Source organism: Spirosoma flavus (assembly GCF_054778555.1).
In genome coordinates, this window is the sequence record NZ_BAAGZL010000002.1 from 1,830,793 (window position 1) to 1,845,479 (window position 14,687).

Consider the following 14,687-nt stretch of genomic DNA (forward strand, 5'->3'; position numbering starts at 1 on the left):
TAATACATACTCAACTTTATGAAACACACGTTTACCATACTCACCTTCGCCAGTATCGGGCTGTTCGTAAGACCAGTTTTTTGCCAGCCCGCGCAGACTCCCTTGCAAGCCGTTCACTATATCAAGCTAGCCAATACGTTACGCGAAGTCGATAAATCGCAGGAGTCGATCAATCTGCTTCTGCGGGCGATGCCGGGCGTTCAGTCGAAAAACCTGTATTGGGAAGCCGTTACCAATGAGCTGCTGGGGTTGTCTTACAAGGATATTCGGGATACAACTAATTCACTACGTTACCTGGAGCGGGCCCGAACCCAGTATACCAGGCTGAAATACGTAGCGAGTGGCTGGGGCGTCAATGAAATCATTCGGGACATTTCCGGGAAAAATGTGTATGCCGGAATTCAGATTGGCTCGTCGGGCGTGCGGGTGGCGATTTTCAAAACGAAATACGAAAGCGATTTTTACGATAAAGACATAAAAGCTACGTTCGACATTCCGAATAGTCCGTTGTTATACGCCGATGCTTCCAATACGTTCAAGCCAGGGCAGGATGCACTACGTATCGGTTTAGACTCGGTGAAGCGGTATAACATTCCCGACGAACGAATTTTTATCGTGCTCAGCAGCGACGTCGATGGAAATCAGTCCCTGTCGCCACAGCGCCGGAAAGTTTTATTCCAGCAATTGTCGCAGGTTTTGCCGAACTCCACAATACGTATCGATAGTACGCTTACGCCAGCGCGTGAAGCTCAGTTGTTTACGACTGGTACGGTACCACGTAAAGTATGGCCATCGACCTCGGCGCTGAATCTGGGAAACACCCAGACGATGGGCGGCTATTTCGATCAGGACGCCTATCGACGGAATTTCACCCATGCCGACAAAGCGTTTCACGCCCTAAATCTGCCGATTGGCATTAGTACGTTGGTAGATCGGATCGAGCGCCGACGTAGCGGTTTATCGACGGAAGCGTTCAGGCGCGAGGCCCAGCGGGTTGTTAAAACCATTGCCGATTCATTGCTTAAACCGTATCTGACGAGCCAGGCAGCGGGTTTGCGGGAACGACGGACGGTGGCATTAGGGGGCGACGTAGTACTGGCGCTGGTTACCTACCTGCATCCCGACAAGGCCGATATTACCGCCGTACCTATCCTACCAGAAGACGTTGAACGATTCCAGCGCGCAGCCTTAACCGACTATAAAACCCTCATTCACCCCGATTTACAGTCCATCACTAACACTAAAACACGCACTCAGATTGAGAATACAACCAACGACCTAGAAAAGCAATTTACGGAACGTCAGCTCATTGTAGGCTCCTTATGGCTGTCGGCCATCGTCAGTTCCTACAACTCTATTGCGAACCCTAAACGGTTCGTATTTGTCCGCAACGCGAATATTAGTTGGGTAACCGGCAAGTTTCTGGAAACCATCAATTTCGAATACGAGTCGACCATTGCCAAGGGGGCTATGTACACTCGATAACGACTAGTGCTGTGCGGTCAGAAATCAACGGGTTGCCGTAGCCGCTGCCGTTCATCGCTCATTACTGTTTCTTCTGCTTTATCTGACAATTAAACGTAACCCCAGTTACTCAACAGACTCACTACAATGGCTAAAAATACAACGCATCGGCGTCGAAAGTCTCGTCAATTTCCCATTCTTATTATTGAGGATAATGCAGATCAGTGGCTAATTATCCGGTCTGCTTTATTGCAATGTTTTCCTGAGGTCGAACCGATTTGGGTCAACAATGCACCTCATGCCATGAACTATCTGGAGACGAACGCTGCCGACCCGGAAAAACTGCCCAGAATTGTTTTGTCTGATCTGTATCTGCCGCGCAGGGAAGATGGTTTAGCGCTACTGGATTTCATTAGAAACCATACGTTCTACCGCAAACCGCCGGTTGTGATGCTGAGTTCGTCGGAGGATGTCGTGGATATCAACCACGTGTATGCTTTTAGTGTTGCCTCGTACATTATCAAACCGAAGACGTACCATGAATGGCTTACTACGTTCTATGGTTTCCGACGGTATTGGATGGAAATAGTAACCCTGCCTTCACTGGTACACTAGTTGTGACCGCTCGTACGGGTACGCATTCGTGTCGAGCAAACCGATGAATCGTATCAACTCTGGTTTTAATACGTAGTAAGTAGCTGAAAGCCGGCTACTTACTACGTTTCCAGCGCCGATAGTAAGGCCAACGATAGGCGTTCTGCTACTAGTCTCGTTCAACGATTAACTAAAGACCACCACTCCTTTTCGCTGACTCCTGCCATTTACTTTATAGTGAAAAGTGGTAATCTCCGACCGACTCTTATTTAATATACTTCTACTTCTGTCGCACCATGTTATTTGTTTTTGAGCATACGCTCATTCAACGTTTTCGTCGGCGAAAATCGGTACTTTATACCTTTTCGCTGAGTGTTGCCATACTCGTCCAGCTTTCTGCTTTTGGACAGAGTACCTATTACGTATCGAACGCAGGAAGCGACGCCAACACGGGAAAATCAAGGTCTACGCCCTTTCAGAGTTTGACCAAAATTAATACACTCGCCTTACAGCCAGGTGATTCGGTGCTGTTTCGTAAAGGAGATAATTTCCGGGGAACACTAGTCATTCGACGATCAGGTACGGCAAACCTTCCTCTTGTATTTGATGCCTACGGTGAGGGAGAAAATCCCAGAATAACGGGCTCAGTACCGCTTACCAACTGGACTAGTGCTGGCAACCACATCTGGCAGGCATCCTGCGCATCCTGCGGTTCGGCGGTAACGGGATTATATCAGAACGACGTTTCGCTGCCACTTGGCCGTTATCCAAATGCCGATGGCGCTAATAAAGGCAATCTGACCATCAGTCGCCATACCGAAAAATACCAGATTTTCATTCAGGAAACGCTACCCGGCGGTATCAACTGGAAAGGTGCCGAGGTAGTGATGCGGCCAACGGCCTGGATTATTGATCGGGCCGTTGTTGACCAACAGTATGGAAACGCATTGAATTTAATTAATAACTCAACCTATTACCCCGCAGATAACTCAGAAGTTTTTTTTCAGAACCATCCCGGTACATTAGATAGAAACGGTGAGTGGTGCTACAATGCGAGTACCAAAAGCATTTTGATGTACGATGACCATAAAAAGCCAGCCGATCTGTCGATTCAGGCCACGGTTTATGGACGCGGCATCGATCTGGCCAATGTGTCAAACATCAGTATCCGAAATTTATACATTACGCAGACCCTCAATACCAGTTTGTTCGCTCAAAACGTATCGAACCTGACGCTCAGCAATCTGGAAGCGATTAACACCGGCGAGGATGGACTAATTATTCTGGGGTCGGGCACCGATCTTCTGCTGGAAAACAACAAAGTTATTACGGCTTACAACAACGGCGTCTGGATCGATTTTTACAAGAACGTAACGTTCAGGGGTAATACATTAAAGCACATTGGCGACGTTCCGGGCCGGGGTAAAAGCGGAGATGGACAGTACAATGGCGTTACGTCAAAGGCTGATCTGGATGTTTTAATTGAGAATAACCGACTTGATTCCATTGGCTACAACGGCATTACGTTCTGGAATAATACAACAATCCGACACAACGTAATATCCAATTACTGCTACTCAAAAATAGACGGAGGGGGCCTGTACTGCTGGAACGGGAACAAGGCTCCCATGGGAAATATCCATTTGACTTCCAACATCTTATACACAAACCCGCCGGGTAATACGCCTTGGAAAGATTATTCCATCGGTATCTTTCTTGATGACTGCGTTGAGAATGTTGATATAAGCAATAATACCATTTTTGGGAATACACAGTGGGGCGTGTTTCTGCATGGTAACTATAACATCACTTTCACAGATAATACGTTGTTTGATAATACTACCTGTCAACTGGTTGTATATCACAATTCTGGCGCATGTCCTACCCGAAACGACGTAATAACCGGCAACACCGTTGTCAGTAAACTTCCCACTCAGCTCGTCGCCCAGTTTGAATCAAACGCAAAAGATTTAAATCAGTACGGACGTATTGATTCGAATTACTACGCTCGCCCATTTAATGAAGTAGCAACCATTCGGGGCGTAGTGAATTCAGTAACAGGCAGCGACTTTTCATTGGCCGACTGGCAGACGTTCTCCGATGGGCTCGACAGCAATTCAAAAAGCAGTCCTATTACGTATAAAGAATATAAAAATGAGGGGTTTGGCGGTATTACCCGTATCAATAGCAATTTCGACACAACCAGTGATGATTGGTACGTTGTTTATAGCCGATACAACAACGCGATCGTTACCCGAGATAACAATAGTCCACTGGATGGGGGTAGCCTGCGCGTAGGCTTTTCTTCTCTTTCGAGCCAGAGCGATACGTATGCACAAGTTGCGAAACGAATCGGTACACTGAAACGGGACAAAGCGTATGTGCTTCGTTTTGACGCAGTTGCTGCGGCTAACGTTAGTATACTTATTTACCTGAGGCAAGCCGGGTCGCCCTATAAAGAGTATGCCAGGCGATATACGATCGCTATAAGTCCTAACCGGAAAAGCTATGAGCTGCTTTTCACTACGTCCGCTGACGGCATTGATCCCATTGTTATGTTTCAAACGAATGGCCAGGAAACAACGTTTTGGCTCGATAATGTTCGCTTGCAGGAAAATGCATCTATAAGAAACAACCCCGACGATTTTGTCAAATTATTCTATAACCCAACCTTAAAAGACAGTATTGTTAGCTTAACAGATCGCTATCGGGATGTAAAAAATCAGCTTCATACAGACAGTATCACGCTAAAACCGTTTGCATCACTGATTCTGTTTAAAGATACCCTGTCGACACAACCCGCCGACTTGCAGCTCTCTCTTCAAAGTAACAAACGGGTTCTCAATCCTGGCGATTCAGCCACAATTCAGGTACGTGTCAGTAACCAGAGTAACACGACAGCTTCTCTAGCCCGATGGACAGTTCGATTACCCGCTAATAGCCAGTTTGTTAGCGCTGCCCCTATCCTCTTTAGCGATAATGTTTTGTGTGGAACGCTGGACCAGTTAGCGCCCCTGGCGGATACTGTTTTCACGTTTATGGTCAGGCCAACAGCTCCTGGTTTATATAGACTGGCGGCTCAGCTAACGACGGCCACATCGCCCGATCCGGATAGCACCCCAAATTCAGGAACAGCTGATGGCGAAGACGATATGGCCGTAATTGACTTACGCGTTGGCCAATCCGGCACGACCGTATTTGAATCACCTAACCCAACGCAGCGTCCGTTGCTCGCTCCCCTATTGAAGCAACCAACACCCGATTCCGGTAAGGCTGATTTAAATATACGGATGGAAATGTCGAGCCGAGTACCCAGAACAGGCGATCTGATTACCTGCATCATTTATGTTCAGAACAGCGGTAGCAGCACAGCGAACGGGGTTCAATTAGAGAACAGGCTGCCTGATGGTTTTGAATTGGCGGAATTGGGAAACTGGATTGTCAATGGGCGATTTCTTGGCACTACCCTGGCTCCGATACTTGCCGGTACGACGGTGAGCACTATCCTTAAAATCAAGGTAATCAAGCCCGGAACCTGGATAAATAAGGTTCAAATTAGTGCATCAACTAGTAATGACCCCGACTCAGTGCCCGGCAATGGTTATGTCAATGGCGAGGATGATACCGCGCAAGTTGATGTCCGTGTTCTTTAAGAATCTATTTCTGCGAACATTATTAAATTTATGGACTCATTTCTAAAATAGAGTAACAAATGAAAAATCAGCCCTCAAGCCGCCGAAATTTACCGAAATGGTCTGATCTGATTAGAAATAAATCAGACGAGTTAATCGAAATATCCCTGCGCCTTCGGGAGCGCGCGAACAAACAGTTCGAAACATTCAGGCAGTATAGAGAACTGTTTAAATCGAAGTAAACAGAGGAAGTATAGAGTTATAAAGTTATAGGGTTGTAAAGTTACTGTGAATGAGCCAGCTAACTTTACAACCCTATAACTTTATAACCTTACAACGTTTAAAACTTAAAGCCAACACTGGCACTCAGAATGCGCCGTTGTGAATTCGCAAAGCCTGTGTTCTGGGTGATCGCATTGCTGAATCCGTAATGATACGTTAGATCAAGAAATACCGGACCCGCGTCAAAACCGATCTGGCCCAGGGCATTGAACGTACCGGTTTTGAGCTGAAAATTGTTCAGATTACCAAACTGGCTACTGTTTGAACCGATCTGATTAGCGTACTCTACACCAACCTGCACCCGCACCGCCGAAATACCACGGTCAGATTCGGTTAGTTTGTAACCAATATACACCGGTACCTGAATGTATTTGATATTAATCTGATCCTTAATGTCGGCTGCCGATTGACCCGAACCAGCTACGAAGTAATTAGAACTGGAAGCAAAATACTCGGCGCCCAGTTGCCCGTACAGGCGCCCGCCACCCCGAACAAAGAAACCCGCCTGATAGCCAAGACGACCGGTTAAGCTGCTGTTTGTACCATTACTGACCGACTCTCCGTTGAATTTGGTTGTGTTCAGACCCGCGTAAATACTAAACACAAAATTCTTGTAATCATCTTTCCCTCTGGCCGGGCGAGTTGTGGAGTAGGTATCCGTAGTGGTATTATTCGTTGGCGTCGCCGTGGTGTTTGTCGAATAGGTAGCGTTTGAATTGGTCATCGAATCGCTGGTAGTTGATGTTCTACCGGCTGAATTGCTACTGTCAGTTACCGCAGGCGACGTGTACGTAGAGCTCGAATTTGTCGAACTGGAGTTTGTTGTCTGTGCATTTGCAAGGACAAAACTGCAGAGACAGATTACCAGAAGTGAACATTGTTTTTTCATAACGTTTTTGATTGTTGAGTTAAATAAAAATACGTGTAAACTTGGTTACACATAGTCAACAGCCAATTACCATATAGAGTCTGGTTTATGGACATTCTCTACATATGATGTTCGCCAATGGTCCACTTCATCTTCAGAAATCAGAAAACGCGCCTAAATAAAGAGGGCGGCCTTTAAAACCGCCCTCTCTACCTATCAACTACCGCCTTTTATTAATTTCTCAGTCTTCTCAGCTCCGTTGACATACTGGATACGTAGCAGATACTGACCAGCGGGCAATTTCCGCCCAAAAAGCAGCGGCTGCCCCCCGCGAAGATCATTGATCTGCATGTGCTCTCGGCCCATCATGTCGATGACCTGCATGGATTGTACATCCTTGTCGGGCATGAGCGTGAACTCATCGTACGTTGGAACGGGGTAAACAATTCTGAACTCGCTTTGGGGCTTTTGCTCGATAGCCACCACCGAATCAGCAGCCGACCGGGCCCCGGCGGCCTCCTCCCGGAACAGAACCGCCGATGTAAACGGCGTCAGGGTAATCTGACCGCTGTAGACCTGATTCTTGACATCACGATACGTAGCGCCAAGGCTGACGGTGCTGTTCTGAGACGTAGCGTTATACACCAGCCGAATGTAATCGTCGGGATTTTTGGCCACTACGTTTACTTCCTGCATCCGCACGTTATCGAGCCACAACGTTTGGCCGTCTTCATCGACCTGAAAAATGGCAATCGTATTAGCCTGGTCGGCGGTGGCGGTTATAACCACGTCGTAACTCTGCCGCGTGTTGCCGATCAGCAACGTAGTACGCGCCGATTGATCCTGCCAGGGGGCGTCGCGCTGGCGCAGGTAAATTTGAACGCGCTTGTTGGCCGACGAAGCAATGGCGTCGAACTGAAGCCGGTAACTTTTCGTGTTCTGGATAGCGCCAAAATAGTTAGTAGCAATCAGATAAGAGTCGCTTTTGCCCGAGCTCGACCCAAAACTTAACTGCAAACGACCACCATCCAACGGCCCCGAACCCGATTGACTTCCGCCCGTTGTCTGGACAATCTGGCAATTTCCGTAATTACTCCAGGTCGACCAGCCATCGGTGCCACTGTCGAACGTATTGTTCAACCGCTGGGTAGTACCGGCAGCCTCTTCAACCTTTATATTATCGAGCCAGAGTGTCTTGCCATCTTCATCGACCTGAAACAACGTAATGGCATTGGCTTCGTCGGCCTTGGCTGTCACCGTAAAATCATAATGCTGGCGGGTAGTTCCAATCTGCAAAACGGTACGTGTCGTCATATCCCACCACGGTGAATCACGCTGCCGCAGATATACCTGAAGCCGTTTGCTGGCACCCGAGGCAACGGCGTCGAACTGAATCCGGTACGTTCGACCATTATTGATCGCGCCGATGTTGTTCGTCACGATGGCGTAAGAATCACTTTTGCCCGAGCCGTTCGGAAAACTGATTTGTAAGTCGCCCCCATCCAGCTTACCCGAATTGGTTTGAATCACCTGACTGTTCCCATACTGGCTCCAGGTCGACCAGCCTTCGCTGTTCGAGCTGAACGTATTGGCCAATCGGGTAACACCTACTTCCTGCAAGTTTACGTTATCGAACCAAATGGTCTTGCCATCTTCATCGACCTGAAGCAATAAAATAGCGTTGGCGTTATCAGCTGTAGTCGTCAGTGTTACGTCGATATGCTGACGCGTCGCTCCCACCATCACCGTCGTACGTGCCGATAAATCCTGCCACGGGGAGTCGCGTTGCCGTAGGTAAACCTGCACCCGTTTGTTCGTACCCAAGGCGATGGCGTCGAACTGAACCCGGAAGTTTCGGCCACGGGCCACGGCCCCGATGTTGTTGGTAACGATGGCATACGAATCACTTTTGCCGGAACTGTTCGGAAAGCTAACCTGAAGGCTGCCACCGTCGAGCAGACCGGTGCTCGACGTACCACTGCTCGTCTGAATCACCTGCCCATTGCCGTACGAACTCCAGGCCGACCAGCCTTCGGTGTTGCTGTTGAACGTATTGCTGAATCGTGTTGTCCCAGTGCCCGTCACCGTCGTAGATTTATAGACAAAGGGACTCGCTTTTGACGCTAGATCCAGTTGAAAACGGGACTGCCACTCGCTCAGCGACAGGTTATTACCGACAATCGACGTACCACTTTTGCGAACCGCACCAATCGTTGCTACGTCATTAAAAGGACGGGCGTAATAGTTGTTGTTGAACGTACCGTAACTGCCCAGATCATCCTGGTCAGACTCGTAGCGGGCCACGAGCTGATTTACAGGTTTACTGACAAATATATTCTGCTGAATCTGGTTGAACCGGGGTAGGCACATCCCATGATTGGACGATAGAAGCAGTTGCCCTTCGCCGTTGTTGTAGCTGGTATTTCCCGTCAGGTTAATGCCCGACGTAGAGTGCAGGTAAAAGCCGAGGCCGGTACAGTTGAACACGGTATTGCCCTGTAACGTAGCACTTTGCGTACAGTCGTCGAGGTAAATGCCGTTTGCTCCTGAATAGGCATCGGAAGGCGTGCCTTCGGGAGCGCCGATCCCATTGAAGACAATGTTCGACAGGATATTGATGCCGGGCATGGCCACCTTATTACCATTTCGGGTGTAAAGCCCTCCCCCATCGCTTTTTGCCAGACAGAAATTAGAAATGGTGTTACGTTGGATGGTCGTATTAATCCAGAAATCAATGCCAACGTAACCGATACTGTCTACTACGTTATTCTCAATCAACGTATTAGCTGTTGTTTTGGACATCATTCCAACCGACTGCCCATCACCGCTACGTCCCCTGCCCGGCGACAAACCCACGTTCCGAATCGTATTGTTCCGAAACGTCAGATTCTGGTAGCCGCCAATGACACATCCGTTATTATTTACTTTGTAAATCAGGCTATTCTGGATAGTTATATTCGATCCTGAGCCGTCCATCCGAATCGCATCTTCGCCTGCATTGGTGAACTCATCGTCTGATAAGGTCAGGCTGGACGCATTATTCACATACAGATTCGTAACCCTGGCCTGCGTAATGACCACATTTTGAATCGTGATATACGACGCATTTTCAATCCGAACGGCCTCGTCATTTGTGGTTGCCGTAATCAGCTGCCCATTCGGATTTGTCGGGCTGTACAACTGCATGGTTTTGGCGTTGGCGTTATAATACCATTCGCCCGGCTGATCCAACGTAGCGGGGTGCTGCTGGATGAAATACCCAAACCCATCCGACAAGTCATAATTGGATGAATTGCTCAGTGTCAACGTATTACCATTCTGTCCGGTAATCGCAGCTCTGTCAAGAATCCATTTCTGTGGACGTACCACGACTTCACCACCCGTCCAGTTCGTGGATAAGCCCTGCTGGCTGGTCAGCTGCGTTTTCCCCGAATGCGACTGCACCGTCAGGTACCCTTTGTTGGACGTATTGATGTTGGGATAGCGCCCCAGCGGCAGTGGAGAGCCGTTGCTGTAAACACCCGTCACCCGGCTTCCACAACTGGGACACGACGCCTGCCAGAGATTCGTTCCTACGCTGGTCCAGCCAGTTATGGGCATGGAACCCGACAGTATCGGTTTGTTACCGCTTCCGTACGCATCAACGGTAATTGGCGCACCGGAAGAGCCCGACTGTTTAATCAGGAGTGTACCCCGAAACGTATCGCCCCGGCGCAACAAAACCTTGTCGCCACCACGTAGTGACAGACTGTTGATTTTCGAAAGACTGAGAAATGGACTATTGGCTGAACGGCCGTCGTTGGCGTCGTTACCATTACTGGCTACGTAATACGTTGTTTGCCCTAAGGCTGTCAATCCGATTAAGTTTGTTACGAGGAAAAATAGCCTGATTAATGCGGAGAAGCGCATTTGCCTGAAAATTGTTAACATAATTCAAATTTAGGGAGTAACAAGTTAAATTTTTATATGTTATAGTAACATATATTTTGGTACAAAGTTAAGTACAATAAAAAATTTATTAAAAGGTATCTTTTATAAAAAATGTGCAATATTTAAAAAATCTTTAGGCCAATGAACGAGACATCCTTTTCATATGCGTCTCCATTCAATACAGCTTTCAATCCGAATACTTCTGATCTCTGTGGGAAGGGTTCAATTATCCAGCTGATGTAGTGTTTGCGGAAGACTTTGCTGAAATCGATTAATAGGCACGTAATGCGGAGCGATGCGCTTTTTCCACCCAGATGTAGGCGAGTTCCGGGGGCAACCGAGCGCTCTCCCTTTCTAAAAGACTTGAGGAAACTGATAATAAACCGATTGGCGGGTTGTCTGAACCACAACGTATTGCCCCCGGCGCAGAAGTTCTCCTGCGGGGCGTTTCCCAATTCACTACGTACCCACCCGAAAAATTATATATGCAAACCGCCAAAAGCGATATTACAGCATGGGTTATTCAAACCATACCGAGTAGTGGGCGGATTGGGTTCATGCCTGCCAATTTTGACTAATACTGGGGCCAAGTGAGTTGACCGGATGATACTGTCCTTTTGACAAATTCGGTACGTTGGCCAGCTAAAGACAATTTCTCACTGACAGTTGAAACTGCTTACTGGAGTCAGCGACAACAAGGTTAACTGCTGGTCCTCTATAAACCGCAACTTTGGAACGTAACAGGCGGTGGTGCTACGTTTAAAAGTAAGTCAATCCTCCATGGTGAAGGAATAGTGATTTCGTAAAATTTACATCTTCAGTCAATCAGGGAGGCTTTTAAGCAGGTTCGATATGAATTAATACATCATAAACTGCTGGTTTTTCCTCCACAATTGCCCGTTTGACGGCATGAGCGATATCGTGGCCTTGCCTGACGGTTAAATTGCCAGGTACCTGTACGTGTAAGTCAACGAAATACTCAAAACCCGTTTTCCGAACCAGGCATTTTTCAACACGTATTACGTTCGGAACGGTCAGTGCAATGGCTTCAATTTCCGCCTTCCAATCACCCGCAGGCGATTCGTCCATAATTTCACCAAATGAGGGTCGGAAAATGTGGTAGGCATTAAACACAATGAAACCCGATGCCAGTAAAGCAGCCCAATCGTCGGCGCTTTCATACCCCGGCCCGCCAATCAGTGCGATGCTAATGCCTACAAACGCGGTCAACGACGTAATAGCATCGCTTCGGTGGTGCCAGGCGTCCGCTTTAACGGCGCTACTTTCGGTTTCGGCGCCCACTTGTGCAATCCGTCGAAACAGTACTTCTTTAACGATCACAACACCAGCCAGCACGGCCAATGTCCACGCTTTAGGAACTTCGTGCGGTATCTGAATATTTCGAATACTTTCGACAGCAATTAGAATAGCAGCTCCCAGCAAAGCCAGCGAGACGACAATAGCCGCCAATGGTTCGGCTTTTCCATGACCATACGGATGATTTTCGTCGGGTTTTTGAGCCGCTACACGTAGGCCGAGCCACACAAATGTAGACGTAACTACGTCGGTTCCCGATTCGATGGCATCCGCAATCAGGGCATATGAATTTCCCAGCCATCCGGCCGTTCCTTTGATCAGCAACAGCGCTATACTGACGGCGATACCAATTAGCGTCGTTTTCTGTCCCCTCTCAGCCTGAAGTGGCCCGGCCTGATGGGGTTTACTAGGCTGCTCCATATTTTTAGTAATAATTGACTATCAGGCAACTTTCGCCAAATAATTCGAGAAATCCGTTCGTTCAGCGTTGATGGAGTATCCCGTTGGTAAACATTAGCTGATGACGTTACGTATTTGGAAAACTCAGCCTAAGTCCGATGGTTTTATTGAATCTCCGTTGGTACAGAAATAAACTGAAACCGCTACGTTCCGACGCCCACCTCCACTGAATCTGTCACCAGTTCCCGATGTGCTCATTCGCCGACTAGTGATTGTTGGCAGTAAGGTTACGAACAGGAGTTATTACGAAAAGGCTACGGGCGAATACGCGATTTAAAAATGGGCCGCGACGGTGCTCTATACGTACTGACCAATGGTCCTGATGCAGTGATTCGGATTACACCTAACTAAGTGAGGTATCCTTGTATTAGTGTCAGAAACGACAAGATCCTTCCCGCTGGCCAGGGTAACAAAAAATGCCCGCCGATCATTCCTAATTTAGGCTAAGTTACTGACTGGCAAAGTGCTGTCTCCTGAATTTCCGCAGAATAAATGGGGGGAGACCTCTTCCCTGCTCATAAGCAGCTATCACCACCGCTTCCCGTTGGCGATTGAAACGGATCCGCCGAACCAGTCCTATACCAGAAATAGCTAAACCCGGCAAACTAAATTTAAGACTGATCGAAGCAGGACTTTCCTCAAGGGGTTTTCCACTAGTCGATTTTTTGGCGGAGTTTACCAGAGCATAACTGCCCAGACCTATTAAACCGCAGGTGACTCCTAACCCAACACCTGTCCAAATGGCGATCTTAGCGCTTCCACGTTTGGCGAGGAAAAGCCGCCGAATGGCAACCAGGGTATCACCGTCCGAGTTAACCTGAAGTCGAACCGAATCCATCGGCGGGTAAGTTTGGGCATAGGTTGATGCGGGTACGTACTGAATGGTCAACAAAAACAGCAGCGTGAGCCGCCACAACGAAGCAGTCATCCTGAGTATTGAAATTATGGTGGATAAATCAAACTCAAAAGGTAGCCGAAAATGACGGGTTGTAGAGGGCAAATTAGTTACCGGTCAATAAAGGCCACCGAACTGGACTCGCCCCTAGGCGACGTGTAACAGAGACTAACCACCAGACGAGCGTTTTTAAAAAAAGATTCCCGTCAACAAGGCTGGAAAAACCATGTTATTAGAATTGCTCATCAGTCAGTTGCTTATTAACCACAGCCCCTGTTAGATTTCCGCTCGATACTGCCGCTGCGACCGACCGCATCATGGAAGTAGAATCTCCGCAGGCATAAACACCCTCAACCGTTGTTTGCTGAAAAGCAGTCACGTTAATATAGCCATGCTCGGTCAGTTCACATCCCAATGAAACCGGTATATCCGAGTGCTGAACAAACGGAAGAGCTGCATAAGCGCTGGCAAAAGCCAATGTATGGCCACCGTCAAAAATAACTTGTTTGATATGGCCGTTCTGATGCTCTATTTCAGCGATTTTGGATTCGACAATTTTGATCTGGTGTTGGTGCAGTTTGGCTAATTGCTCGGGTTTAAAATCGGCTTTACCTGAGGTTAAAATAGTTAAATTGTTAGTCAGGTTGTTAACTAGTGAGGCCAGGTGATAAGCCCTTTCGCCATTGGCGATAATGGCCGTATTTTGATCGCGAAACTCATATCCATGGCAGTAGGGGCAATGAATAACCGAAATTCCCCAGCATGCTGCCAGGCCTTTAATATCCGGCATAATGTCTTTTATGCCGGATGCGATGATCAGTTTCTTTGCACGGAAAAATCCACTGGATTTGGTCGTAATGATAAACTCATCATCCATTTTTTCTCCGCTCATTGCCAGGTCGCTCAGAAACTCTACTGTATTATAAGCTAACACCTGAGCTTTAGCCTTTTCGGTAATGGTAGCTGGTTTCTCGCCGTCCTGGGTAATGAAATTATGTGACTGTGGTGTTTGCCGGTTACAGGGTTGCCCACTGTCAATGATCAATACCTTTCGCAACGATCGTCCCAGAGCCATGGCTGCCGAAAGTCCAGCGTAGCTTCCTCCGGTAATGATTACCTCAAAGTCTTGATTATCTTTCATATGCATCACATTTTCAAAAATTAGAATTACCCAGTTCAATCCACTTGACGACTTCAGTACAAGTCATTTTATGGAAACGTGTAACAAATCTAAAAACAATCTCAC

The 14,687-nt window shown here is 47.7% G+C and carries 9 protein-coding genes; 4 read left to right on the top strand and 5 right to left on the bottom strand.

What is annotated here, in order from left to right:
- Positions 1-18: 18 nt before the first annotated feature.
- The 3 genes from ACYVF1_RS16315 (at position 19) to ACYVF1_RS16325 (ending at position 5,711) form a co-directional block, all read left to right on the top strand.
- Positions 19-1,485 (top strand): tetratricopeptide repeat protein, encoded by a 1,467-nt coding sequence (locus tag ACYVF1_RS16315; RefSeq protein WP_461080594.1) that lies wholly within the window; start codon positions 19-21, stop codon positions 1,483-1,485.
- A gap of 126 nt (positions 1,486-1,611) precedes the next feature.
- Positions 1,612-2,079 carry a response regulator gene (locus ACYVF1_RS16320; RefSeq protein ID WP_461080596.1) on the top strand — a complete coding sequence of 156 codons (468 nt, stop codon included), beginning with the start codon at positions 1,612-1,614 and terminating at the stop codon, positions 2,077-2,079.
- 275 nt (positions 2,080-2,354) lie between these two features.
- Positions 2,355-5,711 carry a right-handed parallel beta-helix repeat-containing protein gene (locus ACYVF1_RS16325; RefSeq protein ID WP_461080598.1) on the top strand — a complete coding sequence of 1,119 codons (3,357 nt, stop codon included), beginning with the start codon at positions 2,355-2,357 and terminating at the stop codon, positions 5,709-5,711.
- A gap of 319 nt (positions 5,712-6,030) precedes the next feature.
- Here the strand turns inward: ACYVF1_RS16325 and ACYVF1_RS16330 are convergent, their stop codons facing one another.
- A complete protein-coding gene (locus ACYVF1_RS16330) occupies positions 6,031-6,696 on the bottom strand; it encodes an outer membrane beta-barrel protein (RefSeq protein WP_461080600.1) in 666 nt (221 codons plus the stop codon).
- A 360-nt stretch (positions 6,697-7,056) separates the two neighbouring features.
- Positions 7,057-10,749, bottom strand: coding sequence for a right-handed parallel beta-helix repeat-containing protein (locus ACYVF1_RS16335; RefSeq protein ID WP_461080602.1), 3,693 nt, complete (start codon positions 10,747-10,749; stop codon positions 7,057-7,059).
- A 416-nt stretch (positions 10,750-11,165) separates the two neighbouring features.
- Here ACYVF1_RS16335 and ACYVF1_RS16340 point away from each other — a divergent pair, with 416 nt between their 5' ends.
- On the top strand, positions 11,166-11,348 hold the full coding sequence (locus ACYVF1_RS16340) for a hypothetical protein (protein WP_461080604.1): 183 nt from the start codon (positions 11,166-11,168) through the stop codon (positions 11,346-11,348).
- Between the two features lie 259 nt (positions 11,349-11,607).
- Here the strand turns inward: ACYVF1_RS16340 and ACYVF1_RS16345 are convergent, their stop codons facing one another.
- From ACYVF1_RS16345 to ACYVF1_RS16355, 3 genes are all read right to left on the bottom strand, one after another.
- Complete coding sequence (locus ACYVF1_RS16345; RefSeq protein ID WP_461080606.1) at positions 11,608-12,507, bottom strand: cation diffusion facilitator family transporter; 900 nt, start codon at positions 12,505-12,507, stop codon at positions 11,608-11,610.
- Between the two features lie 487 nt (positions 12,508-12,994).
- Entirely contained in the window at positions 12,995-13,474 is a 480-nt protein-coding gene (locus ACYVF1_RS16350; RefSeq protein WP_461080608.1) for a hypothetical protein, read from the bottom strand.
- A gap of 199 nt (positions 13,475-13,673) precedes the next feature.
- Positions 13,674-14,582 (bottom strand): NAD(P)/FAD-dependent oxidoreductase, encoded by a 909-nt coding sequence (locus tag ACYVF1_RS16355; RefSeq protein WP_461080610.1) that lies wholly within the window; start codon positions 14,580-14,582, stop codon positions 13,674-13,676.
- Between the last annotated feature and the right edge of the window lie 105 nt (positions 14,583-14,687).